Below are 26724 nucleotides of genomic sequence, written 5' to 3' on the forward strand. Positions count from 1 at the left end.
CTCTTCCATTTTTTATTTGTTTATTCAAATGGAAGATGATTTTTTTGGCCTGTAAAATAAATGAGGTGAAAGTGCTGAACTTTGGGGTGAAAAAGAGCAAAAGCTTAAAAAAGAACTCATTTATTTAAACATCTATCGCAACCGCGAGTGGATATCAACGGGGATGAAAAAAATAAACTATTCTTTTTATAGGTGTAATTTACTTCCAATAAGCATTGACTACTTTTTCTTCGAACAAGCCAAATTTAATTCTTTTTACTTCCCGCCTGATATGCCCAGTCAACGATCATTTCAATCGCTTTTAGCATTTCATCCCTACCTTCTTCCGTTGCAAGATCAATATCTGAAAATATCCCACCGTTAAACCGGGTATGTAAAATTGTATAATATATACCGCCGACCAAGAGTGCCGCCACTGCCCGGAAGTTGACGCCAGTATTGACAAAATGCTGATCGGTTAATTCAAACAGTTTCTGGCCCATAGTTTCCCTTACGTTATGGATACTCCGCATTAATGGACTGTTGGTGGAAACTTCCCACATGATCAGCTTTTGCATTTGTTTATCCAGGAAAAAGTATCGGAATTAATTTTGTAGTATATCAGTAATCAGCTTCTGGTTATCTGAAAAAGATCTCCTATCAATTAGCTCCTGGACACTACCAGCAAAAGTCAGCCAGTAATCTGTTTCTAAAATATACGCTTCTACCAGGTTGTCAAAATCCCGTTCAAAATAATCATAGATTAGCTTTTTAGCTACCCCAGCCTGTTTGGCTACTTTATTGACCCCTAAGCCTGTATGACCTTCTTTGCGAAAAATTTCGCCAACCGCGTCAATTAATTTTCGTTTCGTGAGCTCCTTGTTTCTGATAATTTTAGGGTTGTCTTTATTTTCCATAATGTGTAGCCTGGTATACATAAATCTGATTTCCTTCAGAAATTGATTGGCGGTGTAGGATTAGGATATCCAAGAAAGTCCGGATGAATAAATAATCTAAAGTCTTCACATTCATCACAATGATCACCTTGTTCGCCGGAAGATAATAGATAGTTTGGTGAGCTAAACCATAAGATGCCTTCTCACAGATTATAATATTACTGCCATATTTAGTGGCTACGGAATAATACCGTTTGTAAGAGAACTATAATTGGTTTTGCTATTTACCGATGAAGATTATCATCGAAATTACTTTTTCTTATTATCATAACACATTAATAAAAATAGCTTTTTTTTGTACTTTATGGCATTTTATCTATGTTCTGCGAAACAAAAAACAGCGCGTTGTTATCACAACAACCTATTTAAATAACGCTGCATGAAAAACAAAAAAATGTCCATAATGGGGTTTCAAATCCTTTAAGTAAAATAAATTGATTAAATGATGGCGGAGTTGGGAGTACTTTGTTTATAATCCTTCAGGCTAAGGAGTGCAGATAAAATTTGACCGACTTCAAAACAGGCAGAAGCCTCTTATTTCGTTAATTTGTCCTTTCTTGAACAAAACCCATCATAATGCATGAGGAAATCTTTACCCATTCTTTAAAGGACATCACTGACCAGGAAATCATTATCGACAAATTTATTTGGAAGGATAGAATTCATAGTTTATCTAAAAAACCAACGCATCGTAGAAATGACAACCAACTATTTTATTTTCCAAAAGAATGATAAAAGTAAAATTATAGTTGATTTTGAGGAAAGGTAAATTGGGTGGATATTCCGGAGCCGTGGATCATAACATTCCGAAATCGCGGACCAATAGTTCTGCAACACTTTGACCATATCAAATCACTGATTAATAGTTGCCATTTTTTAATGTGATAAACACAAGGCGCTGCTCTAAATGCCACGGAATCGCCTGGTCAAGGCCTACGGAACGTCCAGTTAAATAACATAATCTGAGCCGGCCCGCGATATAAAAATGAGACCATACCGGAATCGAAATTATTTAAAATAAGTTAAATCATCGTTATGAAAACATTTGTGGAGCAAGCTGAAAAGAATGGCATAAAATTATTGCACAGTGGGCCATGCCAATTTTGTCATGCACCAGTTGAAGCTGGTGTCTATAAGTGTTTTGAGCTTTTTAGTCAAGCGCTTAATTTATTAGACCTTAGCAAGCCCGAAGTGTATATTACTCGATTTTTAAGCGTGGACAGCCATGCACTACAACATTCAGAGGTGCATGGACGATGGAATAATCACCTTCACCTAACTCGCTTACATTTAATAATTGAAAGAAAATTTATTTGGGATTATAAAAAGACGCCCATTCTAAGTGATGTTCTAAAGAAGTATAAAAAAAATAACAGCAATGAATATTTAAGTCCACCCTCAGCCGGACAAAGAGGATTAATAACTATAAGTGATATTCAGAATGCAAAAAATGCAAGTGAATTAATAAAAATAATACATGAATGGGCAATCTCCGTCTATCAGGTATATGCTGTTTATCACAAAATCGTTGCTGGCATTGCCGATGAATTTGAAGAATCAGTATGGAAATAATGAGCATGCCATATATTTGGACAATCGGATAACATAGAAGTGAGGAAACTTATGACAAACCTTTCTGATGTTGCCCAAAAAGGCCTAGGGCAAATGGCAGCCGGTATCACAAAACGGCAAACCCGTAAGATTCTTGCTTATTACTCCATCGCTTTCAATTTGTTGTTCATTAAAAGAGAACAAACCATGACTACCGACTATAGATTAATCATAAAACCAACTAACATTGCCGACCTTGAGCATTTCTTTCAATTTCAGCTTGATGATGAGGCAATTTACCTGGCAGCCTTTACCCCTAAAGATCCTGCAGACAAAAAAGCTTATATCGATAAGATATCAAACGCCCTAAGCAAACCAACCACAACCATGCGGACCATCTTTGTGAACGACAACATTGTGGGCAGCGTCGCTAAGTTTGATATGGAAGGCGAAGCCCACATCACCTACTGGATAGACAAAGCATATTGGGGAAAAGGAGTCACCACACAGGCATTTAAAGAATTCCTAATCATTGAAACTACGAGGCCGATCTTCGGCAGCGCGGCGTTTGACAATTTTGCTTCACAGCGGGTAATGGAAAAATGCGGATTTGAAAAAATAGGCACCGACAAAGGATTTGCGAATGCAAGAAATGCCGAGATTGAGGAGTTTATTTATAAATTGATATAGTAGTTTGATGAAATCTTAAAAATTAACTATCCTCTTATTTATAGGGCTGCAAATATCCTGCGACCAAAAGGACGTTAATCTTCAGTAGGCACGCCAAAGAAAATTAGCGACCTGGGTGTAAACATTGCTTTCACCGATAATGGCAAGGGTGATACGACTTTGTTTTTTTACATGGTTGGTGCATCAACAAAACTTATTGGGATAATCAGATAAAATATTTCAGCAAAACTTATCGGGTTGTTAAAAAATTGGGAGGAATTACTATCACAATTTTATGAATATTGATTATTCATAAAATTTAATATTTTAGCGACCTGAAAATTGTCTTTAGTGTTATAAATCAAGTTATAATAAACTAAGTCATGTCGAAATTAATTCCGGAAACCGGGTATAAAGCAACTTTTAATAAAATTTCTGCAGCCATACTGCTGATTGATATTGATGCTCCTTTGTATACAATCCTCGATGTCAATGATGCCTATTTAATAGCTACTAACAGTACCCGCGAGGCATTGGTTGGGAAATCAGTATTCGGAGCCTTTCCGGCTAACCCATCGGATGAGGAGGCTGAGAATATCAGGATGACTATCTTTTCTTTCGAGGAAGCTATCCGTACCAAAATGCCCCATACCATGAGTGATTACAGGTATGATATCCCGATCAGGGGCACCGACGAATTCGAAGAGCGGTACTGGACAACTTCTAATACGCCGGTATTGGACGAAAATGAAAATGTAAGCTATCTCATTCATTCGCCGGCTAACGTGACCGAGTTGATCAAACTCCGGGAAAAAGAGATAGCCAGTGTGGAAGCGCTTAAAAATCACCGGCAGCAATTATATTCTACATTCATGCAAGCCCCGGTTGGAATCGCCATATTCCGCGGACCTGAATTTGTTGTTGATCTCATTAACCCAACGCTTTGTGAAATTTATGGCAGGACAGTAGAAGAAATGCTTGCCAAGCCGATCTTTGATGTGCTTGTGCACATCAGGGGACAAGGGTTTGATCAGTTACTTGAGCAGGTTAGGCTAACGGGGTCGCCTTTTAAGGGGCAAGGATATCCTGCTTCTCTTCTGCGCGATGGTAAACTGGAAACAGTTTACTTTGATTTCGTTTATGAACCCTATCGTGAGATCGACGGAACAATCAGCGGCGTTATTGCAGTAGCAACGGAAGTGACCGAACAGGTTACTGCTAAACAATTAGTAGAGGAAGCTGAGGAGCGGGCAAGATTAGCAGTTGATGCGGTTGGCTTGGGGACCTATGATTTAAATCTGGAAACGGGTGAAATGATTACAACGAAAATATTTGCAAATATATTTGGATTTGATGCACCCGTTCCGCGGGCTGATTATGTTAGTGTTTTTCATCCCGACGATATTAAATTACGCAATATGGCGCACGCAGAGGCAGTGGTCAGCGGTCAGTTATTTTATGAATCACGGGTGATCTGGCCGGATAAATCTGTACACTGGGCCAGGGTAGAAGGCAAGGTATACTATGATGCAGCGTCAAAACCCATGCGCATATTAGGCACACTATTAGATATTACAGCGCAAAAGCAGGCCAAGGAAGAGCAGCAGAAATTGATGGCATTGGTAGCTGATAGCGAGCAATTATTAAGAAATATTACCACTGCCGCGCCTACCGGCTTGTGGATGAGCGATGAACAGGGGGACATAACCTATGTTAACCAGACCTGGATCGATTGGACGGGCTTATGCTATGAAGAAAATCTTGCGAACGGATGGTTGAATTCAATTATCCCGGAAGACAGGAAAAGAGCTGGGGAAAAGTTTCTTGAAGACTTAGCCAATAAAAACTTGTATGAAGTAGAATTCCGAATCAATCACATAGATGGCACTAAGCACTGGTGCGTTGCGACCGGCAGACCGCAATACCGGAACAATGGAACTTTTTCCGGGTATATCGGATCTTGTGTTGACATTACCGAACAAAAGAATTTGCAACAGCAAAAGGATGATTTTATTGGTATAGCCAGTCATGAATTAAAAACGCCGGTGACCAGTATCAAAGCCTACACCCAGGTGCTTGAAAGAATGCTGCTGAAAAAAGGCGAAACCAAGGAGGCAGGAATGATTAGCCGAATGGACGGGCAACTGAACCGGCTAACGAGCTTGATCGGCGATCTGCTTGATGTTACCAAAATTAATTCTGGCAAACTGCAATTTAACGACCGCGACTTTGAATTTAATGACCTTGTAAAGGAATTGGTTGAAGACTTGCAGAGAACTACAGAGAAACATAAATTAATAGAGAAATTCTTCCCAACCGGGGTCGTTTTTGGGGATAAAGAGCGTATTGGCCAGGTCATCACTAATTTGATCACCAATGCTATTAAATATTCCCCGCACGCCGATAAGATCATTATACATACCGGGGTAAAAAATAACGAGGTTAGCTTATGCATAGAAGATTTTGGTATCGGAATCGAGGAAGATAAGCTGAATAAAGTTTTCGAGCAATTTTACCGGGTGAGCGGTGATATGCAGCATACATTCCCGGGGCTTGGACTGGGCTTATATATCTCATCAGAAATAATTAAACGCGAGGGTGGCCGAATATGGGTAACCAGTAAGCATGGTGAGGGTTCAACATTTTGTTTTGCTTTGCCATTAAAAACTAAAACAAAGGCGCTCCGATCTGATTATATAGGATGACGGATAGCTTTTTCAATTAGACCAATGAATAGAATTAAAACAATTATGATCGCCGATGACGACCCCGGCATCCTTGATGCAGTGTGTATCATGCTGGAGTTTGAAGGTTATAACGTTTACTGCACACCCGATGGCGCTGAAATTTTGAATATGAATAGCAAACTTCCTGATTTACTGCTACTGGATATATGGATGTCCGGTATCGACGGAAGAGATATTTGTAAGCAGCTTAAACAAAATCCAACTACCAATAAGTTACCGGTTGTCCTGATTTCAGCCAGCCGAGATATTGAAGGCTCTGCCTTAGCCGCCGGGGCAGATGATTTTTTGGCCAAACCTTTTGATATTGATGATTTGCTAAACAAAATCGAGCGAAATCTGGTTAATTAAACCTGTGGCCGGTATTTACTTTTTACCGCCCTTGTAGTTAGCATACCGACGGGCGCGCGAAAAATCTATATGCAAATGTTTTCGTCCATATGAGCGTTAACAACCTCGTGACGGTCTAATAGGTCAGGGACATTTCATAGATCTGTTCGCTGCTTTCTTGAGCAATAACCTGCGTTTTGAACCGCCAGTGGATTCCAATTTCACTTTCGTAAGGCTCATAGATTAAAACGCCTTGTTCACCTTTTCCAACGTGATAAATTTGGCTACGCACGATAATCGATATCCGGCTTCCAGGCATAGGATTCAATCTTAAAATTCAGGTATGAGGGAGTATCAGGCTTCATAGATTAATCTTGCAGTTCTATCCATACAGGTGCATGGTCACTGGAATATTCCCATCCGCGAACATGCTTATCAACTTGTGCGCCAATCGGCCGTTTGGTTAAATTTTCGTTTAATAGGAAATGGTCAAGTTTTAAACCAGCATCCCTACTGTAGGCATTTCGCAAATAGTCCCAAAATGTGGACGTTCTGAGGGCAATGACCATCCGGTACCGGAAATAGAAGGTAAATAGTTATGCTACACTTTGATCATGTTAAACAGTTGTAGGTAAAGATGCTCTTCATCTCTAATTTACACAAATTGGCGTTCCAAATGGCCCGGAATTGTCCGATCAAAACCTTCGGAATATCCAATGATCCCCGGACTGGACGGAATTCGAACCAATTAATTCAAGATTTGAAGTTTTTGAGTGAATTGAAGGCAGCTTAGATCAGGGGGCCGATTCCCTTGGGGCCCAAAGAAAATAGCCTTTAGCTAAAAGCTGAAGGCTATCCTGTCTTCAGTAGTTTAACATTTTTTTTACTGGAACGGTTAAGAATCATTCAAAAGCGTGTATTTTAAAATGCTATTATTTCCGGGTTAATGGTATCTGTAAATTCGTAGGCCGGTTTTCTTCTGTGTCGAAGCCACGTCCTTCGGCGTTTCGGGCACCCCAGAAAAGCATGTCTTTAAAAAGGTAGATCAAATCATACTCTTTGAAATGTTGCCCTTCGGCTAAACCGAAAGGTAAAAAGGATTTCCCAAAGATGCTTTGCACCTTTCCTACTTCCCATTTATCATAGCCGCTAACGGCTATCTGATTGAGAATGTCTGCAAAACCCTGTATCAAAGGGATGACTTCATCTGCTGTGAAATTCATTTTTTGAGCACCTTCGGCAATAGGTTGATCGCCTTCCCAACTGATATGGCCGGTAATGGCAATCCTGGCTAACGGCACCTTTCCATAAGGATTTGCGAAATTCAGGATCGTCAGTGTGAACTTGCCGCCACCAAATATTCAAAGTCCCGCGTGAGATAAAACGGTTTGGCGCTTCCATTTTCCTTTTTTTGATTGCTTGGCCTGATCTCTGGACTTATGCTATGCCATTTATCAAGAATAGCTTTTTTAGTTTCTTCAATTTTCACAGAGGTTTTGTCAATTACCGGACGAGAGTCATAATTAATTATCTTAGCGTTTTTGGCTGCCGTTTCAAGAATAGCAGCAAGTTGCCATGGTCAAAGTGTAACGGAACGCTCTAAACTTTTTTCCGGAACGCGATAATCAATGGCTCCGGAATTTCCACACAAGAAACTAATATACAAGCATTTTGATAATGCGTACAACCTCATTGAAAACTACATCGTTGAGAAAGACTTTTATATGGAATTTATAGGGAAGTTAGTGGATCTGCTGAAAGCAACATTCATCGTACCCGAGCTTGCAAAAGATTATAGCTTTATTGTTGAGCAACAGAATTTGAACGTTAAGCGATACTTTTTGAACGTTACCCTATCAGCCCCTGCTGTTAAATAAACTACCTTTGGTTTATTAAATGAGCAGGACATGAAAACCGACGAAGTACCTATCACCATCTTTCGCTACGACACCGCTGTCGCCAGTGTCAAGAACAGGGTCACTTTGCAGCAGAACTTATTCAGTTTCCTGCTGGAAGGGGAAAAGACCGTATTTTACGCCGGTTCCACGATCACTATCGACCCCTGCCAGTTCCTCCTGCTTTCCGCGGGCAATTGCCTGATGAGCGAAATGACGGCCGTCAAAGGCGGTGCCTATCGGAGCCTGCTGATCAAATTTGATAATAAAATACTTGCCGATTTTTTCACTGCGCATCCGGACCTGCTCCGGACAAAAGCAAGTAAACTGGAAGAAGAACCAGTACTGCTATTCGAAAAGGACGCTTTTCTGCATAGCTTTCTCGGATCGCTGGATCTCATGCTGGACAAACCATTATCTGCCGGTATGCAGTTGCTTAAACTCAATGAATTACTTTTATATCTGGGCGAAAGCTGCCCGGGCCAATTACAAAAGCTGCGCAACAGCAGCCAGGAAGCCGGCGATGAAATTCAGATCCGGCAGGCCGTGAACGCCAATATCGGCCAGCCGGTGAGTGTCGAGGAACTAGCCTTTCTGTGCAATATGAGCCTGTCCACCTTTAAACGGCGCTTCGCTAAGATTTACGGCACCTCCCCCAATAAATGGCTGATCGAAAAAAGAATGGCGAAAGCGGCGGAACTGCTCAAACAAGGCGGTTATAAAGCCAGTGACATCTATTATGAACTTGGCTATGAGAATCTTTCCAGTTTTATCCAATCTTTCAAACAAGCCCACGGCGTTACGCCCAAGCAGTATCAATTAACGAATTAACGAATTAAAGACATGACCAACACCTATTTTACGGCTTTAGCTGCTTACAACAGCTGGGCGAACGCTAAAGCTATAAGCTGGCTCGAACACATCAGCGAAACTCAATGGAAACAAATCAACGCCAGCAGCTTCAGCAGCGTCCAACAGACCGCTGTGCATATAGCCAGCGCGGAACAGATCTGGATCGACTTCTGGACGAAAGCGCCGGAGCCGGTTTATCTTTCCTCATATTTCCAGGGCTCCAAACAAGAACTCATCGCCATATGGCAAAAAGCCTCCGTTGGCATGCAACGCTTTATTGAAAATTGCGACAACCTGGCTGAGCTGGTGACTTTCGTTTACCCCAATGGAAGGGTCGGCCGAATGCCCTACTGCCAAACCTTCGCCCATATCATGAATCACTCCACCTACCACCGCGGACAGTTAGTTACACTGTTAAGGCAGGCTGGCTTCAGCCAGTTTTCATCCATTGACTTGGCCACCTATTTTATCACGTCCGCTTCCTGCACATCCCAATAAGATACCGATAGACAATGATGCCTGCAGGTAGTTGGGTGGAGATTCCTCAGACGATCAATTCTCTATTAATTGGTAATGTACCTTGGTTTTGAAAAAATCAAGGTGCATTATTAACATATGAAACAATTCCCGAAACAATTCAATTGATAATGAAATTATAAACTAAGCCTGTCTTTCACATCATCATGATTACTTTGATGGGCTGGTGCTATTTTTTTACCGAACTTATAAGATAAGCTTAAGGTAACTCGTCTGCTATCTGAATAACTATGACCGTTCATATGTATTGAACCGGCATTCGAGCTGAGCGTGTAGCCACTGCCCTTAAAAATATCATTTACGCCAAGTTTAACATTCAGCATCTTTTCAAAAAAGTTTTTCGATACGCCCGCATTAACCATGGAGTAATGTGAGATCTGGTATAGACCATCAATACTCGCTGAGCTGTAAATAGCTGTCAACTCGGCCTTCATATTGTTGGATAAAGAAAATGTGTTTATTGAATTCAGGTTGTAGCTAAACTTTCCGTGATTGTAAATGCTACCGCCCACATTGTCGCCATAATATGAATTGTACAAGCCTACTACTGTATTGTTACTGTTCCACCACCGGATAATGTTATAAGGCAAAACAACGGCCACACTGTAGTTTTCCAAGTGAGTAAAATTACCTTTCATAAAGGTCCATACCTTTGTTTGCTCATCCTGCTCAATAAAATCTGTGATGGCGTTATGTGTGTAGGTGTACCCTAAAGTAATAGAGATATCATGAATGTTATTGGTGAGTTCAAAGCTGTGCGCATATTCCGGTTTCAAGTTTGGATTCCCTTTTTCCTGTGTATAACGGTCGATGGGTACTACAAACGGTATAAGTGATTGATAAGCCGGGCGGTTAATTTTACCGGCATAAGAGAAGGTTAGTTCATATTTATCTGAAAACTTCTTATCAATAACTGCGCTTGGAAAAAAGTTCAGATAGTTTGTATTTAGGTTAGCGTTGCTCAGGCTGGCACTGGTTTGCTCGGCCCTTATTCCCCCTTGCAGCTTTAATGTTTTTAACTGTTGAGTAAGGATAAGATAGCCGGCAGCTATATTCTCTTTATAGGAAGTGTTGCTAAAATCAGGCGCACCAGTAAGAGAATTTACATCCTGATTAGACGAACGGTTAGCTGAGCTTGTGTACAAATTTTTCACACCTGTTTCCAGGGTAATATTGGTATCAAGCGGCAGGGTATAATCTGTTTGAAAGGTCGTTATATTAAATAACGAATTTGTACGGGTTACAGACGAACTATATTCAACGGGTTTGTTTGTTGAAACCGCAACCATCTGCGCGTCCAAATCCTGTTTAGTAAGGCCGGTAAAGTGCGACTGATTAAGATCGATAGTTATTTCTTCACCCTTCGCATTGATCTTATTTCTATAATTAAGATCATACGAGGTATAGTTGTTGTTTCTACCGGGGCGGCTGGCCGAAGTAAGTACAGAATCCAACGTGCCTGCCTCATCTCTGAAATAAGAAGTAGCGTTAGCACGATTATCGGATTGTAAAAACAGGCCTTCTACAGAGAAACCCATTGTACTGGTTTTGTTCAGCGTATAATCAATTCCCAGCTTTCCTGTTTCCGCTTTCCCATGTGTAAATAGTTCGGTTGGAGTTTCAAGCGTTATTGGCTGCCCGTCTGTTTGAAGGTAGCGGATCAAGCCTTCATTTCTATAGCCTTTCCCGTCCCTTAAATTTATATTGCCATAAATGTTTAATTTGTTGATGCGGTAATTCAGTGAAACTCCTCCATTATATTTTCCATAATCACTTCTTGAAGCAGAAAGGTTCGCCGTACCGTTCAATCCCATGCCGGTTCCCTTTTTAGTAATGATGTTGATAATACCACCGGTTGCCGAAGCATCATATTTTGCCGATGGATTGGTAATGATCTCAATTTTAGAGATCTGCTCGGCCGACATGCTTTGCAACAAGCTGCCCGCGGTTTCTCCCGGAATAATTTTACCATCCAACATCACCATTACATTGTCCTTTCCTTTAAGCTTTACGGTATTATCCTGGCTCAATGTTACCAGCGGGGCCATTTTAAGCAACTCCATGCCATTATTCCCGGCAGCTACTGTACTGTTCTCTACATTGAAAACCATTTTATTAGCATGGCGCTCAATAAGTGACTTGGTGGCTTTTATAGTAACCTCACTTAACTGGTTTGTTTGGGGAGCCAAATCTATACTTACATTAATTTCATCCTTTATAACCGTAACAGGAACCAGCTTTTTAACGTATCCTACAATTTGTGCCGATAACAGGTAATTACCTGCTTTAATGTTTTCTAATTTATACAAGCCATTATCATCAGCCAACCCGCCTTTCAACTGGCTTGAGTCTGCCGCTTTTAATAAGCTTACAGTTGAGTATGATAATGGCTGATGGGTTTTACTATCGGTAATTGTTCCTTTAATGCTTTGTGCGGATAAGATTTTGACTGCATTTAATAAAACAAGGCTTAATATTAATTTTTTCATTGCTGCTGCGATTTGTTTTTTGATTACGATTCAAAACAACAGTTTACCGGCAGCTATATTAAATAAGTTTGACCAACCTTACAGATAGCCTGACAAAGCCTTAAAAACAGGTTATCTGTACCTTAAATTTGAATATAAACAGCTTTCATCATTCAGAAACATAGTTTTGTCAGCATAAATATTAATTTCATCATCAAAAATCTTTTTGTTGATTACATTGGCAGAAATTTGGGTATGGAAGAAAATAATATTAAAAAGTTTGCAGCCAAAATAAATTGGAGAAGGGTTTACCTGCACACCATTTTTATACTCATTATTATAACCTGTCAGCCAGTTTTTAAACTGCTGTACTATCAGAAGTATAATTTCCAGTGGTCAGAGTCTTATGGACCAGTTTCCTTAATTTTTTATGCATTAACGCTAGCCTGCATTTATTTTACAGCATTTGTAGTTTTACGTAACAGACCCCAGTTGAAGCAAAGCACAGCCTTACTCATCAAAACAGCTGGGCTTATAGGTATGTTCTTTTTGTATGTACCCTTCAGATGGGTAATAGAGCAAAAACTGGAATTTTTGATTTTAGGTATTTCAAACTATCCCCAAAATGTATCCTACAGCTTTTTCTTTCATGATAATTTGGTCTTTGCATTTCTTATCCTCATCGCGGGAGCCTACGTGAAATTTATGGACGACTGGTATATCCATGATCGTATTAAATCAACTCTCGAAAAACAAAATCTCCGGCTGGAGCTTGATTTTCTAAAATCACAGGTTAACCCACATTTTTTGTTCAATACATTGAATAATATACAGTCATTTATTGTGCAGGATGAAAAAATGAGATCGATAGAATTGATAGGTCGGCTTTCTGAATTTATGCGGTTTGCCTTATATGAATGTGATGAAGAATATATTGACCTGGAAAAAGAAATAAGTATGCTTGCAGACTATGTAGAACTAGAACGTGTACGTTGTGATGACAGGGTAAAGATTCACTTTGAAACTACCGGTAATTTTGATGATTTGCAGATCCCGCCTTTGCTGCTAATGCCCTTTGTTGAAAATGCCTTTAAACATGGTGCAGCTACACAACTTGACAAGTCATGGATTAATATATCCATTACACTGCAACAGGAACGATTACATTTAAAAGTTGAAAATGATTTTATTGCGCCAGCAACCAACAGCGAAGTAAAGCCGGGCGGTATCGGTTTACAGAACGTAAAGAAACGACTGCAATACTATTTCCCTAATAAGCACCAATTGGATATTACCGCTAAGCAAAAAGTATTTGAAGTAAATCTAATTTTACGGCTTAATCCGGTGCCATCGCAAAATTATTTAAACTCAATACCCAATCTTTCTATAATTAATGAAAACTATTAACTGCATTATTGTTGATGATGAACCCCAGGCCCGCAAAATGATGGAGGCCTTCGTTTCACAATTGGGTGGATGGAAGATCCTGCGTGTTTGCAGCAATGCTATTGAGGCATTTGAAGCATTGCAATCTTCCCCGGTTGATGTGATATTTCTGGATATTAAAATGCCCATTATTACCGGCATAGATTTTTTAAAATCGTTAAAAAAACCTCCCCTTGTTATTTTCACAACTGCCTATAATAAATATGCGATGGACGGCTATGAGCTAGATGTAGTTGATTATCTGCTGAAACCCATTTCTATGCATCGTCTGTTACAGGCAGCCGAAAAAGTTACCGAACGGTTAAATGCCGGAGCTGAAAGGGGAACCAACAATAATGCAGCCGAAGCAACATTTATGTTTGTAAAACATGATAACAAACTGGTGAAGATAAATTTCGCAGACATGCTGTATGTAGAGGGTATGCAAAATTTTGTGCGTATTCATACAAACTCGAAACCTTATTTAATCACCTACACCATGAAAGCCTTGGAAGAAATTTTGCCTGCTAACGCTTTTATCAGGGTTCATAAATCTTATATCGTGGCAATGAATGCTATTACTACTGTTTATGGTAACACCATTGAAATTGGTAGCACCCAAATTCCAATAGGTAGTAATTTTAAAGCCGATTTCATGAATAAGATTGAAAGCTAAGGATTTGAAAATCAAAGCCGATTATTTGTGGTTCAAAGAATTTATTATTATAACTGGAGGTTCCGAAGGCCTTGACCAGGTAATTCCGGGCCACTCGGAGCACCAATTTGTGTAAGTTCGAGATAGAGAGACATCTTTACCTTCAATCGTTTAACAGGATCAAAGTGTAGCAGAATTGCTCGTCCTGCATTTCCAGAACCGGATGGTCAATGGTGCCGGAATGTCCATTGATGTCTTTATTTGCAACGTGTCACGTTCAAATTAAGATCAAGATATATTATTGTAAATTAGCAACTTACATTCCGATAAAAACTTAACTAATTGTAAATCAATAAGTGTTCGACAATCGAACATTTTTGCCGTGCAGTTTTTTATACAATAACAAATGGTAACGATTAATTAGCAAAGAAAACAGATAGATAAGTATACAAATCCCACTAAATATAAAAATATAACTAATTGATTTTCAATTCACTAATCAACAGCAAAAGAGGAATTAAGTGTTCGACCTGACCCCCACCTACCCACTTAAGGAGACAACATATAAGTGTTGCCTCCTTTTTTTATGCCACAAAATACCTGATAGTCAATTCTTTATAAAGCATGGTCTTTTAGTTCGATTTTAGCAAAGAAATTCTTGAACCGTTAAGACTTAACGGTCTGAAAAACAGTGTAGAAATGGAATTAAGGCACTTTTCGGTAGTTCGATTTCTCTTTAAGGTTCTTGTCGTCTAAATCACTATCACATTGGTAAGTTTTCGGAATCTATAGCGCCTGGCGCTACGATGTTGACCCGGATGCCGTGACTGCCTAATTCTTTAGCCTGATAATGCTCTAAAGTTTCCACAGCGCCCTTGACACTCGCATAGGCGGAACAGCCGGGAGAAGTAAACCGGTAGAAATATTAATAATGGCACACCATCATTCATCAGCGGTAACGCATTCTGTCTTAACAGGAAAACCCCTTTAAAATGGACATTGATTAACTGGTCAAGATTTTCTTCTATTGTTTCGGCAAAGTTTGCATATATACCCATACCTGCATTATTGATCAGGAAATGAATATGATCGGTATTAAAGGTATCACCTAATGTATTTTTCAGTTCCCCGAAAAACATCTCAAATCTTCCGATTTCGCCGGTATTTATTAGTAGGGCTGCCGCTTTTTGTCCAGAACCAATAATTTCGGCCACAATAATAACACACCCCTCACTATTGCCATCATCTTTTACAAATGCTAGGTGATGTTTACCTGTATCTGTTTGGATGAAAGTAATCAGGCTAAACAAACCGTATTTAGTGGGAATACGGATAGTTGTTTCTTTGCCAATGATTTTTTCCTTGCGTTGGCGGTAGGCTATCAGGTCTTTCATAGAAACTATTTTCAGCTGAATCACGCAGCGATCTTAATCAGATCAGGCAGACGAGCCATAGTCCCGTCGTCGTTTAATATTTCCACAATTATACCTGCGGGTCCAAGACCAGTAAGTGATGCCAACTCAAGTGGTAATGACATGTTTATCTGCGCAGCAAACTAACATATTGAGTCATCCGAAAAACCTTTATGACTTAACTTTTATAAGATCTCCGTAATATTTCCTTGATTTTTTTGCAAATAACCAATTAAGATATGATACAATTTATTTTAAGCTTCTCTTATTGGGCAGTTACCGCTAACATAATCCCATCGCTTATTCAGATTTGCATATCCTTGGTAAATTAAACCAATAAAATTTTATGCGTTGTTTTCCTAGAATATTCATTGAAAATGAATAAAAAGAACTGATATTATAATTATAAATATAATTATATTTATAATTATAATATAAACCCTAACCCTTTTTAAGCATGAAGATCACTCAAAGCCCCCCCTTGTTATCTTAAGATCATCGTATGCACTGGCATCATACTATATTAAGTGTGCCTGGGCATGGTATGTCTTGTCGTCTAAGGAATTTAATCCTTTATGATATCACAAATTAATTAAACCCAATAACCAAACCAATCACCTTTAAAATTATGGACAATCCATTTTTAGGCACTATCTCATTATTTGCCGGCAATTTTGCGCCGCGCGGCTGGGCTCTTTGTAACGGTCAGCTTTTAGCTATCGCACAAAATCAGGCTCTTTTCTCTATTTTGGGCACTACTTATGGGGGCGACGGCATCAGAACCTTTGCCTTACCAAATCTACAAGGACGCTCACCTATGCATTGGGGACAAGGACCCGGTTTAACGCCCAGGGTTATCGGCGAAGCAGCCGGCGAGGAAAGTGTAACCCTGTTAATTTCACAAATGCCAACGCACAACCATGCGCTTAATGCAAGTACCAACACCGGGAACCAGCCTTCGCCAACAAATGGTGTATTGGCTGTTTCAACAGATCCTGACGCTGGCGGCAATCCGATAAACTTCACAGCGGGGACAAATGTCAACACAATCATGGCTAATAATTCTATCGCCCCGATTGGTCAAAACCTGCCTCATGATAATATGCAGCCATACCTTGCGGTAACTTTTATTATCGCGCTGGAGGGAATATTCCCGTCTCGCAACTAATAGAATATACGGCTCAGTAAACTGATGAAAATAGGTATTGTTTCCAATTCGGCAACGCTGTATATGCCCCTGCTTTCGGCCTTATATAATTATAAGGCGAAAGCAGGGCTTATGCTTTACGTGGGTGGTTCTACGGCACCAGACAACAGTGTGCCCGAAACGGTGAACTATTGCAATGCTGGCGGCATTGGACTTACATTTGAACACGATAAAGCCGACCTTTATGCCTGGCTGCATCAACATGATATCGTTTTTTTTTCGGGTTATAGCAGTATTGTTAAAACGCAATACCTAAAACAAATACCACATGGCGCCTATAACATTCATTTTGGCGCCCTGCCGCAATTTCGCGGGCCATCGCCAGTTTTCTGGCAATTGCGGAACGGCGGCCAGCAAATAGGGCTGGCTATTCATGTACTTACAGACCAGTTAGACAGCGGCCCGATCATCTGGCAGCAAAATATATCGAATCAGCCACATTACAACTACGACACTGTTCATCAGCTGCTTAGCCAATTACAGATACAAGGCGTACTTGCCATAGTGAATGGTGTTAACAGCGGCACCAGATTACCGCTTACTGAACAGGATGAAAGTCTGGCAGTGTATTATCCGCGACCTGAGCTAAAAGATGTTTTTATTAATTGGCAGAAAATGGAGGCCGCAGAAATCATAGACACTATCCAGGCTTGTAATCCCTGGAACATGGGTGCTGTTTCACTTATTAACGGGCAGGAATTAAAAATACTAGACGCCTCCATTGGCTTAGCCAATAACCATTCTTATCCATCGGGCACTATTATTATTAACAAGCGCACGTTTGCCGTAATGTGTAAAGGCGCTCGTCTATTAAATATTAACTTTTTTAAGATGGGCAATAATTATGTACCGGCCAGGTTTGCCGGTGCCTATGGTTTTAAAAGCGGGCAAAGCTTTGCAAGCAGTGTGCCGCATTTAACCCACACAACAGCAGAAACTAACTAAAAACTATTATAAAATTATTACAGACCGGTAATCATAGGTGCCGGTCTTACCAATCAACCTTATTAAAATGAAAAAACATTTACTCGTTTTTTTTATAGGCCTTTTAAGTATCATAACCAGTTTGAGGGCCTCGGCCCAAACTTTCGACTGGTCTTGTTTCCCAACTTCGGGTACTATACTGGCTGATAACAATGGCATTGCCAATCTTAATCTCACCACTGCTAATTGCAGTGTGGCCAATGGCTGGGTGCTACAGTGCCAGGGAACCGGCGAACAGCGCATCCTGTCCTCGGCCCTGGGTGGTAACCCATTCATCCGGCTGCAAAAGGTGGGTACGGCTGCGACATTTAGCTTTGCCCGTTTACTTACGGCATCAGGTGCTTTATTTACATTGAAGAGCGTATCGGTTACACCAACCTCGGTAGGTGCAGCAGCCGGCGGTGCTCAGGTAATTACCGTGCACGCCTTCAAAGGCGGCAGGGAACAGGGGTCGACATCAACAGCCTCCCTCGGCTCGGTGGCACTTGTGAATATCCCCGAATCACAATTAGGGGCCTTCATCAATATTGATGAAATCAGGTTCACTTGTGATCAAGCTGCCTCTTTTGGCGTTGGTATTGATGATGTAGTTATTGTAGCGGCACCGAGCGCCCCAACTGTAACTACCGATAACTCAGCAGCGATTACCGCCAGCTCGGCCACATTAACAGGTACTGTAACTGCTGACGGTGGTGCTACAGTGACCGAAAAAGGTATAGTTTACGGCACCTCACCCAATCCCAATATCGTAACCGGCACTAAATTAACTAATGGCTCCGGTACAGGTGCCATTTCGGCAAACGCCGCAGGGCTTGCAAGTGGTACCAGATATTACTTCAGGGCCTATGCTACCAATACCAGGGGTACAGCTTATGGTGCCGATTTGTTCTTTAACACGCTTGCCAATACCGCACCGGTAGCGGTGGCTGATAACTATAATTTTAATACAGGGACAACTTTAACCGTTGCCGCTCCCGGCGTTTTAGGTAACGATACCGATGCCGACGGTGATCCCCTGACCGCCATATTGGTATCCGGCCCGGCCAATGGCACCCTGGCTTTAAATCCCAACGGCAGTTTTACTTATACCCCAACTGGTACTACTAATGATCAGTTTACTTATAAAGTTAATGATGGCAAGGTTGATGGCAACACGGTTACGGTGACGCTAACCCACGTCAACACCGCACCAGTAGTAACTGCATCTACAGGCGCAACCGTATTTTCTGGTGCGGATGCTGTTGTTGATCCGGGAATTACGGTGAGTGATGATGGTGGCACTTTAGCATCCGGTGTAATATCCATTACCGGGGGGCTGCACTCAGCAGAGGATCAACTGGTGTTTACACCCAATGGAACCACAGGTGATATTACCGGTTCTTATAATCGGCTCGTCGGTGTGCTCTCCTTGCAGTCGTCGAGTGGCGTAGCTACTATTGCACAGTGGCAGGCTGCCTTGCGTGCTGTAGTTTACAGGAACCAACAGGTGCCCCCTACAGCAAATGTACGAACCATTACCTTTTCAGTAAATGATGGTACTTTGGACAGTAACCCGGCCAGTAAAACTGTGAGTATTGCCCTGTCGGCGATCAGTACCAGCGGTACGTTATCGGCACTCAACAGCACATACGGCACGGCATCGGCCTCAGGTACATTCAATGTATCGGGAATAAACCTTACCGCTGGGATATTGGTTACCGCACCAACCGGTTTTGAAGTGAGTATGGATAACACCACATTTGCCCCTACGGTTACCATTGGCTCAGCCGGAACGATTCCTTCAACACCTGTGTACATCAGATTGGCGGCCAGCACCAACGCGGGTAGCTATTCGGGCAATGTAGTATTGAGCAATACCGGTGCAAGTAGTGTAAATTTACCAACAGTTGCCAGCACAGTTAGCCCTAAAAAACTGACCATCACTGCTAAAAATATAACCAAAACTTACGGCCAGACCCTTACCGGCGGAGGCACAACTACAGAGTTTACCACTGCCGGATTGGTTGGTACAGAAACCGTTGATAATGTTACCCTTGCTTACGGAACAGGCGCTGCCGCCAATGCCGCGGTTAACACCTACACTGGCACAGTAATAGCCAGCGCCGCAAACGGCGGCACATTTAACCCGGCAAACTATACCATTAATTATGTAGCCGGCAATATTGTGGTAAACAAAGCCGCATTAACCATTATGGCCAATAATAAAGGCAAAGCATTTGGTTCGGCCATTACCGGCGGTGCTGGCTCTGTTGATTTTTCTTCTACAGGTTTGGCTAATGCAGAAACCATAGGCAGCGTAACCATTACTTACGGCGCAGGCGCAGCTGCCAACGCTCCGGTTGGGCCCTATGCCGGCTCTATAGTTCCGAGTGCGGCAACAGGCGGTACTTTCAACACAGCTAATTACAATATTACCTATGCCGCCGGCACACTCACCGTTGGGCAGGCTATTTTAACGATAACAGCTAACAGCACCATCAAAATATATGGAGCACCCGTACCAACCCTAACGGTAAGTTATAGCGGTTTTGTGGGCACAGATAACGCATCCAGTTTAACTACACTGCCTACTGTCAGCACTACGGCGGTTACCAATTCGCCGGTGAACACTTATCCAATAACAGTGAGCGGTGCGGTATCGTCAAACTATACTATTGTTTATCAGCCGGGAACAATAACGGTAACACCAGCTCCATTAACCGTTACGGCCAATAATGCTACTAAAACCTACGGAGCGGCTGTTCCGCTATTGAGAGTAAACTACAGTGGCTTTGTGGGCACAGATAATGCATTCAGTTTAATTAGGGGGGCTGCTTTAACAACGCCGGCAGTAACCAATTCGCCGGTAGGTACTTATACAATAACACCAAGTGGCGCGGTATCATCTAATTATACCTTTATTTATCAGCCAGGAACGTTGACAGTAACACCGGCAGCATTAACCATTACAGCCAGTGATGCCACAAAAACTTATGGCTCGGTAAACCCGGCACTTAGCGTAACTTACACCGGTTTTGTAGGAACGGATAATGCAGCCAGTTTAACCGTTGCGCCTACTGTGAATACAACAGCTGTAAATAATTCACCGGTTGATACTTATCCTGTTACGGCCAGTGGCGCGGTATCTGCAAATTATGCCATCGCTTATACAAACGGCACTTTAAGCGTAACAAGGGCTGCACTGACCATTACCGCCAATAATAAAGGCAAAGCATTTGGAACACCAATTACCGGCGGACCGGGCTCTGTTGATTTTACATCTACCGGTTTGGTGGGTGCCGAAACCATAGGCAGTGTGACCATTACTTATGGCGCGGGTGCAGCGGCCAATGCTGTTGCGGGATCATATCCGGGTTCCATAGTGCCAAGCAGCGCTACGGGTGGTACTTTCAACGCGGCTAATTATAATATTACCTATACCGCCGGTACACTCACCGTTGGGCAAGCTATTTTAACCATAACAGCCAACAGCACCATCAAAACATATGGCGCACCCGTTCCTACCCTGACGGTAACCTATAGTGGTTTCGTAGGTACCGATGGTCCTTCCAGCTTAACTACACTGCCTACTGTCAGCACTCCGGCGATTATCAATTCGCCGGTAGGCACTTATGCAATAACCCCAAGTGGCGCGGTATCGTCAGATTACACCATTGTTTATCAGCCTGGAACACTTAGTGTAACACCTGCTGCTTTGAAGATCACAGCCGATAACAAGAATAAAATATATGGACAAAACCTAACCGGAGGCGCAGGTTCAACCGCGTTTACGTCAACCGGGTTGGTAGGTGCCGAAACTATCGGCAGTGTCACCATCAATTATGGAACGGGTGCGGCAGCGGGCGATGCGGTAAATACTTACACCGGGGCCATTGTAACCAGCGCTGCTACAGGCGGTACATTTAACGCGGCAAATTATAACATCAGCTATGCTGCCGGGAATATTACCGTAGGCAAAGCCCCTATCACGGTAACCGCCAATGTGGGGAATAAAATTTATGGCAATGTTGATCCTACTTTAACCTATGCAGTTACTACCGGAGCATTGGTTGGGACAGATGCATTTACCGGCACGCTTACCCGTACCCCAGGCGAAAATGCCGGAACCTATGCTATTTTGCGGGGCACCCTGGCGCTCAATAACAATTATACGTTGACTTATGCGGGCGCTAACTTCATCATTAACAAAGCCGCCATCACGGTTACTGCCGATGCACAAACCAAACCTTACGGTTCGGTCGATCCGGCGTTAACCTTCAAGATCACTAGTGGAACGTTAAAATTTGCGGATACATTTACCGGAGCGCTTAGCCGTGCTCCGGGAGAAAATGCAGGTACTTATGCTATTCAGCAGGGCACTTTGGCAATCAGCAGCAATTATGCATTGACCTATGCCGGAGCAAACCTTACCATCGGTAAGGCAGATATCACTGTAACTGCTGATGCGCAAAGCAAAGCTTTTGGTGCCGCTGATCCGGCGCTTACGTTCAAGGTTACCAGCGGAACGTTAAAATTTGCGGATACGTTTATCGGCGCGCTTACGCGTGCCCCAGGCGAAAATGCAGGTACTTACGCTATTCAACAAGGTACGCTGGCACTCAGCAGCAATTATAACCTGACTTATGTAGGTGCTAACCTCACTATTGGCAAAACGGCCATTACCGTAACTGCTGATGTGCAAACCAAGACTTATGGCGATGTTGATCCGGTATTAACCTATAAGATCTCCGGCGGAGTATTGGCACCTGGTGATAAATTTACCGGCTCGCTTACCCGTGTTACCGGCGAAAATGCAGGAACTTACGCCATTCAGCAGGGTAGCCTGACGCTCGGCAGCAATTATACTTTGACTTATGTTGGTGCTAACCTAACCATTGGTAAAGCAGCTATCACGATAACCGCTGATGCGAAAACCAAGGCCTATGGCGACACTGATCCGGCACTGACCTACAAGATCACCAGCGGAACGTTAAAATTTGCTGATACATTTACTGGTGCGCTTATACGTGCTCCGGGTGAAAACGCCGGAACTTACGCTATTCAACAAGGTACCCTGGCACTTAGCAGCAATTATACCCTTACTTATGTTGGTGCAAACCTGACAATAGGTAAAGCAGCCATCACGGTAACTGCTGACGCGCAAACCAAAGCCTATGGTGATGATGATCCGGCACTGACTTATAAGATCACAAATGGCGCTTTGGTTGGTAAGGATAATTTGACAGGTGCCCTTACCCGTGTTACCGGCGAAAACGTAGGCGCTTATGCTATTCAGCAGGGCACTCTGGCACTCAGCAACAATTATACGCTGACTTATGTTGGTGCCAATCTCACTATTGGTAAAGAGACTATCACCGTAACAGCAGATGCACAAACCAAAGTGTATGGTAATACCGATCCGGCATTAAGCTACAAGATTACAAATGGAGCTTTGGTAGGTACCGATAAATTTACCGGCGTATTGACCCGTACTACCGGCGAAAATGTGGGTACTTATCCTATTCAGCAAGGAACACTGGTGCTCAGCAACAATTATACCCTGACTTATGTTGGCGCCAATCTGACCATCGGTAAGGCAGCGATCACGGTAACTGCAGATGATCAAACCAAAATTTATGGCACAGCAGATCCGGCATTGACTTACAAGATCACAAATGGCGCTTTGATAGGTACTGATAAATTTACCGGTGCACTTAGCCGTATTGCCGGCGAAAATGCAGGTAGTTATCTCATTCAGCAAGGAAGCCTGGTGCTTAATACTAATTATACCCTGACTTATGTAGGGGCTAATCTGACTATTAATAAAGCAGCCCTCACGATAACGGCTGATGCGCAAACCAAGACTTACGGTGACGCTGATCCGGAATTGACTTACAAGATCACTCATGGGGCATTAATAGGTACAGATAAATTTACAGGAGCCCTTACCCGAGTTACCGGTGAAAACGTAGGTGTTTATGTTATTCAGCAGGGTACCCTGGCGCTTAATACTAATTATACGCTGACTTATGCCGGTGCAAATCTGACCATAACCCAAAAGGCGTTAACCATTACAGCTAATAATGCCACTAAGATATATGGTTCCGCAAATCCGGCCTTTAATGTAAGTTATAGCGGTTTCGCAGGCAGCGATAACACTTCAAGCTTAACCACCCAGCCAACGGTAAGTACTGTGGCAGTGGCTAATTCGCCGGTAGGTAATTATCCAATAACAGCCAACGGTGCCGTATCTGCCAATTACTCTATAGTTTATAAAGCAGGTACATTAACAGTAACATCTGCTGCCCTTATCATTACGGCTAATAACGCAACCAAAAGCTACGGACAAACCTTAACCAATCAGACGGCTTCAACTGCGTTTACATCAACTGGTTTGATCGGTACTGAAACCATCGGCAGTGTATCTATTACTTATGGCACAGGTGCATCAGCCGGGGCTGGCGTTGGAACTTACAACAGCTCGGTAGTAGCCAGTACGGCCACCGGAGGCACATTTACTCCGACAAATTATCATATTACCTACTTGCCGGGAAACATTGTTGTAAACCAGCTTACATTAACCATTACAGCTAATAATGTCAGTAAAATTTATGGCTCGGCAAATCCGGCCCTCAGCGTAACCTACAGCGGCTTTGTGAATGGTGATAACAGCAATACTTTAACCTCCAAGCCAATTATTACGACAGCAGCAACACAAACATCGGGGGCGGGAAGCTACCCTGTTACTGTAAGCGGAGCTGCTATTGCCAACTATAAAATTGTTTACGTACCGGGTACATTAACCGTTAGTAAGGCAACCTTAACCATTATAGCCGAGGATAAGAGTCGTTTATATGGTGTAGCTAATCCGGTGTTCACCGCGGTTTACAACGGTTTTGTGAACGACGATGGTCAGACCGCTTTAACCAAGTTGCCAGTGCTGGCTTCTGTAGCAAATCCCACTTCGTTGCCGGGTTCATACCCTATTACCGTAAGTGGCGCGGCATCAGCAAACTACTCCTTTAATTATGTACCAGGCAAATTAACAGTTATCGCGCTCAGCAACGCCAAACTGATTAACCTGGTGTCAACATCGGGCACGTTAACACCTTCATTTAATTCAGATAACTTCAATTACCGCTCTGAAGTTGATAATGAAATAGCAGGGTTGCGCCTTACACTCACTTTTGATCCAACGGCTACAGCAAGTATCAACGGATCTTCGGCATCAAATGACAGGCAATCATTCAATATCCCGCTCAATATCGGTAACAACACCATTAGCATAGTAGTTACCGCCCAGGATCATGTTACCACCAATACCTATACGCTGGTTATTTACAGGGGCGAGGATCAGAAAAATATCGTGGCCAGTAATATACTTACGCCTAATGGCGACGGTAAGAATGATACCTGGGTTATAGCCGATATCCAACTCTACCCCAATAATACGGTCACAGTTTTTGACAAAGGAGGACGCACAGTTTACAACAAACATGGCTATACTAATGATTGGAACGGAAGCTTTGGCGGCGCTCCGCTAACAGAAGGAACTTATTATTATGTTATTGACCTCGGTCCGCAGCAACGTAAATTCAAAGGGTTCATCACCATTATTCATGATAGGTAAAAACAGCCCAGAACCAGAGAAACAGAAAAACCGCAGATCAAAAGAAATTATAAATAAAATGAAAAACCTTAAACAACATAAAAATATAAGTTTTAAAAAGCCTTTGTTGTTAATGGCGCTGCTTACATGTTTTACATTGTGTAGCAAGGCGCAGTTAAACCCTTTTCAATCCATGTATTTCCAGAACAGGTATCTGATTAATCCTGCTATGGCTGGTTTGGATCAGGGACTCAACATTAATTTAGGCTATCGTCAACAATGGAGTCCGTTTCCTGGTTCGCCGAAATCGCAAACTCTTACAGCAGATTACCAGGCAACAGACAGGGTAGGTGTGGGTTTGAACGTAACTGATGATCAATCTGGTTTACTCAGACAGACCCGCGCTATGGGTACTTACGCCTATCATCTACCACTTGGTGAGCATAATCAGAAATTGAATTTTGGTCTTTCATTGGGTGTTAACGATGGACGTATTGATGTTGACAAGATTGTTGGAGATGAAACGGATGAACAAATAGCCCGGTACAACCAGGCGAAACCCTATGTAGATGGTGATTTTGGTATAGCTTATACCAGCGATAATTTATTTTTAGAAGGAGCTATCCCTAATTTAAAAGCCGCTTTTTTTAAAAATTCTATCGAACGTATAGATGTAGATAGGGTTGAGTTTTTTGCAGCAGCCAGTTATAAAATATATATAAGCAGTGGTTATACCGATTTATTGATAGAACCGCTTACCGCTTATCGTAAAGTTAAAGGCGCTAAAGATATTGTTGATGCCGGTTTTAACTTCACCATGAGCAATTATTTTATATCGTTACAAGCCATATACCATAGTAACCAAAGTACGGGGCTTGGTTTGGTGTTTGACCAAAGAGCCTATGCTTTTAACTTTACCTATAATCTGGAAACAGGAAAGCTTAGTGGCTATACCGCAGGTGCATTTGAATTGGGTTTAAAACTGAAACTGTTCCGCAAGTAAATAGGATAAATGGTTACGGAATAGATATCAGATACACTGTATTGTTTTGCATTTGGGCAAAACAAAAAAGCCTGTAAATTGGTAATTTACAGGCTTAACATGGATTTATACTCTTTTCTGTGACATCAGATGCGACATTGTCCTTTCGGTAATACTACGCTCAAACATGTTTGTCATCCAGCAATGGTATCATTATCAGAAGGTATAAAATAAATTACTCTTACGTTATGCTGATGATTACTTGAGTAGGCCACACTGTTCAATCGATGTTGTTTTGAAGCAGGTGTTGGATTCGATCGGGTCAGTGTTGCTTTTTTACATGATTTAACCCCAATTATTATTGCCGTAAATGATTTACTCATGACTCTTGATAAACTAATAAAATAATACGTTTAAAACATTTATTTTCTTTCGAGAAATTTAGACTAACCTATATAAATTTTTTTTTGTTAAAAAAAGATAATTGGCG

At 41.9% G+C, this 26724-nt stretch carries 22 protein-coding genes; 13 read left to right on the forward strand and 9 right to left on the reverse strand.

Annotated features, from left to right (window positions below; all coding sequences use genetic code 11):
- Nucleotides 1–245: 245 nt before the first annotated feature.
- The gene (locus BW976_RS28840) at nt 246–557 is read right to left on the reverse strand and encodes a hypothetical protein (RefSeq protein WP_084192022.1); all 312 of its coding nucleotides are present in this window, start codon (nt 555–557) and stop codon (nt 246–248) included.
- A gap of 27 nt (nt 558–584) precedes the next feature.
- Nucleotides 585–896 carry a TetR/AcrR family transcriptional regulator gene (locus BW976_RS28845; protein ID WP_175614021.1) on the reverse strand — a complete coding sequence of 104 codons (312 nt, stop codon included), beginning with the start codon at nt 894–896 and terminating at the stop codon, nt 585–587.
- 1074 nt (nt 897–1970) lie between these two features.
- On the opposite strand from BW976_RS28845, the gene BW976_RS02220 reads away from it, so the two are divergent.
- The 4 genes from BW976_RS02220 (at nt 1971) to BW976_RS02235 (ending at nt 6250) form a co-directional block, all read left to right on the forward strand.
- Nucleotides 1971–2507, forward strand: coding sequence for a DUF5946 family protein (locus tag BW976_RS02220; RefSeq protein ID WP_076369945.1), 537 nt, complete (start codon nt 1971–1973; stop codon nt 2505–2507).
- Nucleotides 2508–2558: 51 nt separating this feature from the next.
- Nucleotides 2559–3176, forward strand: coding sequence for a GNAT family N-acetyltransferase (locus tag BW976_RS02225; RefSeq protein ID WP_245834602.1), 618 nt, complete (start codon nt 2559–2561; stop codon nt 3174–3176).
- 362 nt (nt 3177–3538) lie between these two features.
- Nucleotides 3539–5860 carry a PAS domain S-box protein gene (locus BW976_RS02230; RefSeq protein ID WP_076369947.1) on the forward strand — a complete coding sequence of 774 codons (2322 nt, stop codon included), beginning with the start codon at nt 3539–3541 and terminating at the stop codon, nt 5858–5860.
- Nucleotides 5861–5884: 24 nt separating this feature from the next.
- On the forward strand, nt 5885–6250 hold the full coding sequence (locus BW976_RS02235; RefSeq protein ID WP_076369949.1) for a response regulator: 366 nt from the start codon (nt 5885–5887) through the stop codon (nt 6248–6250).
- 15 nt (nt 6251–6265) lie between these two features.
- On the opposite strand, the gene BW976_RS29990 is transcribed toward BW976_RS02235, so the two are convergent.
- The 3 genes from BW976_RS29990 to BW976_RS02250 all read right to left on the reverse strand — a co-directional run bounded on the left by BW976_RS29990 (nt 6266) and on the right by BW976_RS02250 (nt 7530).
- The gene (locus tag BW976_RS29990) at nt 6266–6325 is read right to left on the reverse strand and encodes a DUF4385 domain-containing protein (protein WP_139332192.1); all 60 of its coding nucleotides are present in this window, start codon (nt 6323–6325) and stop codon (nt 6266–6268) included.
- Between the two features lie 40 nt (nt 6326–6365).
- Entirely contained in the window at nt 6366–6548 is a 183-nt protein-coding gene (locus BW976_RS29875) for a DUF4385 family protein (protein ID WP_076369951.1), read from the reverse strand.
- 613 nt (nt 6549–7161) lie between these two features.
- Entirely contained in the window at nt 7162–7530 is a 369-nt protein-coding gene (locus BW976_RS02250) for a hypothetical protein (protein WP_217696193.1), read from the reverse strand.
- Nucleotides 7531–7857: 327 nt separating this feature from the next.
- Between BW976_RS02250 and BW976_RS02255 the strand changes: the two genes are divergently transcribed.
- The 3 genes from BW976_RS02255 to BW976_RS02265 are packed head-to-tail and all read left to right on the forward strand — an operon-like array spanning nt 7858 to nt 9474.
- Nucleotides 7858–8106 carry a hypothetical protein gene (locus BW976_RS02255; protein ID WP_076369953.1) on the forward strand — a complete coding sequence of 83 codons (249 nt, stop codon included), beginning with the start codon at nt 7858–7860 and terminating at the stop codon, nt 8104–8106.
- A gap of 30 nt (nt 8107–8136) precedes the next feature.
- Nucleotides 8137–8955: a helix-turn-helix domain-containing protein gene (locus BW976_RS02260; RefSeq protein WP_076369955.1), complete on the forward strand. Its 819-nt coding sequence runs from the start codon at nt 8137–8139 to the stop codon at nt 8953–8955.
- 12 nt (nt 8956–8967) lie between these two features.
- Complete coding sequence (locus BW976_RS02265; protein ID WP_076369957.1) at nt 8968–9474, forward strand: DinB family protein; 507 nt, start codon at nt 8968–8970, stop codon at nt 9472–9474.
- 155 nt (nt 9475–9629) lie between these two features.
- On the opposite strand, the gene BW976_RS02270 is transcribed toward BW976_RS02265, so the two are convergent.
- A complete protein-coding gene (locus BW976_RS02270; RefSeq protein ID WP_076369959.1) occupies nt 9630–12002 on the reverse strand; it encodes a TonB-dependent receptor in 2373 nt (790 codons plus the stop codon).
- Nucleotides 12003–12236: 234 nt separating this feature from the next.
- On the opposite strand from BW976_RS02270, the gene BW976_RS02275 reads away from it, so the two are divergent.
- Both BW976_RS02275 and BW976_RS02280 read left to right on the forward strand, forming a co-directional pair.
- A complete protein-coding gene (locus BW976_RS02275; RefSeq protein WP_076369961.1) occupies nt 12237–13388 on the forward strand; it encodes a sensor histidine kinase in 1152 nt (383 codons plus the stop codon).
- Nucleotides 13375–14082, forward strand: a complete 708-nt coding sequence (locus BW976_RS02280; protein ID WP_084192024.1) for a LytR/AlgR family response regulator transcription factor — start codon at nt 13375–13377, stop codon at nt 14080–14082. The genes BW976_RS02275 and BW976_RS02280 overlap by 14 nt, the downstream gene beginning before the upstream one ends.
- Before the next feature lie 742 nt (nt 14083–14824).
- Here BW976_RS02280 and BW976_RS29995 read toward each other — a convergent pair.
- The 3 genes from BW976_RS29995 to BW976_RS02295 are packed head-to-tail and all read right to left on the reverse strand — an operon-like array spanning nt 14825 to nt 15598.
- Entirely contained in the window at nt 14825–14929 is a 105-nt protein-coding gene (locus tag BW976_RS29995) for an SDR family oxidoreductase (RefSeq protein ID WP_084192025.1), read from the reverse strand.
- A complete protein-coding gene (locus BW976_RS02290; RefSeq protein ID WP_076369963.1) occupies nt 14901–15455 on the reverse strand; it encodes an SDR family NAD(P)-dependent oxidoreductase in 555 nt (184 codons plus the stop codon). Before BW976_RS02290 ends, BW976_RS29995 begins: the two co-directional genes overlap by 29 nt.
- A 20-nt stretch (nt 15456–15475) precedes the next feature.
- Entirely contained in the window at nt 15476–15598 is a 123-nt protein-coding gene (locus tag BW976_RS02295) for a 3,4-dihydroxy-2-butanone-4-phosphate synthase (protein WP_084192026.1), read from the reverse strand.
- Nucleotides 15599–16101: 503 nt separating this feature from the next.
- On the opposite strand from BW976_RS02295, the gene BW976_RS02300 reads away from it, so the two are divergent.
- The 4 genes from BW976_RS02300 (at nt 16102) to BW976_RS02315 (ending at nt 26255) form a co-directional block, all read left to right on the forward strand.
- Nucleotides 16102–16641 (forward strand): phage tail protein, encoded by a 540-nt coding sequence (locus tag BW976_RS02300; RefSeq protein WP_076369965.1) that lies wholly within the window; start codon nt 16102–16104, stop codon nt 16639–16641.
- Nucleotides 16642–16665: 24 nt separating this feature from the next.
- On the forward strand, nt 16666–17625 hold the full coding sequence (locus BW976_RS02305) for a methionyl-tRNA formyltransferase (RefSeq protein WP_076369967.1): 960 nt from the start codon (nt 16666–16668) through the stop codon (nt 17623–17625).
- Between the two features lie 67 nt (nt 17626–17692).
- Nucleotides 17693–25273, forward strand: a complete 7581-nt coding sequence (locus BW976_RS02310) for an MBG domain-containing protein (RefSeq protein WP_076369969.1) — start codon at nt 17693–17695, stop codon at nt 25271–25273.
- Nucleotides 25274–25331: 58 nt separating this feature from the next.
- Nucleotides 25332–26255: a PorP/SprF family type IX secretion system membrane protein gene (locus BW976_RS02315; RefSeq protein ID WP_076370625.1), complete on the forward strand. Its 924-nt coding sequence runs from the start codon at nt 25332–25334 to the stop codon at nt 26253–26255.
- Nucleotides 26256–26724: the final 469 nt, after the last annotated feature.

This window comes from Mucilaginibacter lappiensis (genome assembly GCF_900155965.1).
Lineage (GTDB): Bacteria > Bacteroidota > Bacteroidia > Sphingobacteriales > Sphingobacteriaceae > Mucilaginibacter > Mucilaginibacter lappiensis.

What these genes read in the sequence shown, in the direction of transcription:
- BW976_RS02310 (WP_076369969.1), top strand. Translation starts at nt 17,693, where the DNA reads ATGAAAAAACATTTACTCGTTTTTTTTATAGGCCTTTTAAGTATCATA.
- BW976_RS02290 (WP_076369963.1), bottom strand. Translation starts at nt 15,455, where the DNA reads ATGAAAGACCTGATAGCCTACCGCCAACGCAAGGAAAAAATCATTGGC.
- BW976_RS02225 (WP_245834602.1), top strand. Translation starts at nt 2,559, where the DNA reads ATGACAAACCTTTCTGATGTTGCCCAAAAAGGCCTAGGGCAAATGGCA.
- BW976_RS02270 (WP_076369959.1), bottom strand. Translation starts at nt 12,002, where the DNA reads ATGAAAAAATTAATATTAAGCCTTGTTTTATTAAATGCAGTCAAAATC.
- BW976_RS02235 (WP_076369949.1), top strand. Translation starts at nt 5,885, where the DNA reads ATGAATAGAATTAAAACAATTATGATCGCCGATGACGACCCCGGCATC.
- BW976_RS29875 (WP_076369951.1), bottom strand. Translation starts at nt 6,548, where the DNA reads ATGCCTGGAAGCCGGATATCGATTATCGTGCGTAGCCAAATTTATCAC.
- BW976_RS02300 (WP_076369965.1), top strand. Translation starts at nt 16,102, where the DNA reads ATGGACAATCCATTTTTAGGCACTATCTCATTATTTGCCGGCAATTTT.
- BW976_RS02265 (WP_076369957.1), top strand. Translation starts at nt 8,968, where the DNA reads ATGACCAACACCTATTTTACGGCTTTAGCTGCTTACAACAGCTGGGCG.
- BW976_RS28845 (WP_175614021.1), bottom strand. Translation starts at nt 896, where the DNA reads ATGGAAAATAAAGACAACCCTAAAATTATCAGAAACAAGGAGCTCACG.
- BW976_RS02280 (WP_084192024.1), top strand. Translation starts at nt 13,375, where the DNA reads ATGAAAACTATTAACTGCATTATTGTTGATGATGAACCCCAGGCCCGC.
- BW976_RS02230 (WP_076369947.1), top strand. Translation starts at nt 3,539, where the DNA reads ATGTCGAAATTAATTCCGGAAACCGGGTATAAAGCAACTTTTAATAAA.
- BW976_RS02220 (WP_076369945.1), top strand. Translation starts at nt 1,971, where the DNA reads ATGAAAACATTTGTGGAGCAAGCTGAAAAGAATGGCATAAAATTATTG.
- BW976_RS02315 (WP_076370625.1), top strand. Translation starts at nt 25,332, where the DNA reads ATGAAAAACCTTAAACAACATAAAAATATAAGTTTTAAAAAGCCTTTG.
- BW976_RS28840 (WP_084192022.1), bottom strand. Translation starts at nt 557, where the DNA reads ATGCAAAAGCTGATCATGTGGGAAGTTTCCACCAACAGTCCATTAATG.
- BW976_RS02260 (WP_076369955.1), top strand. Translation starts at nt 8,137, where the DNA reads ATGAAAACCGACGAAGTACCTATCACCATCTTTCGCTACGACACCGCT.
- BW976_RS02295 (WP_084192026.1), bottom strand. Translation starts at nt 15,598, where the DNA reads ATGTCATTACCACTTGAGTTGGCATCACTTACTGGTCTTGGACCCGCA.
- BW976_RS02305 (WP_076369967.1), top strand. Translation starts at nt 16,666, where the DNA reads ATGAAAATAGGTATTGTTTCCAATTCGGCAACGCTGTATATGCCCCTG.
- BW976_RS02255 (WP_076369953.1), top strand. Translation starts at nt 7,858, where the DNA reads ATGGCTCCGGAATTTCCACACAAGAAACTAATATACAAGCATTTTGAT.
- BW976_RS02275 (WP_076369961.1), top strand. Translation starts at nt 12,237, where the DNA reads ATGGAAGAAAATAATATTAAAAAGTTTGCAGCCAAAATAAATTGGAGA.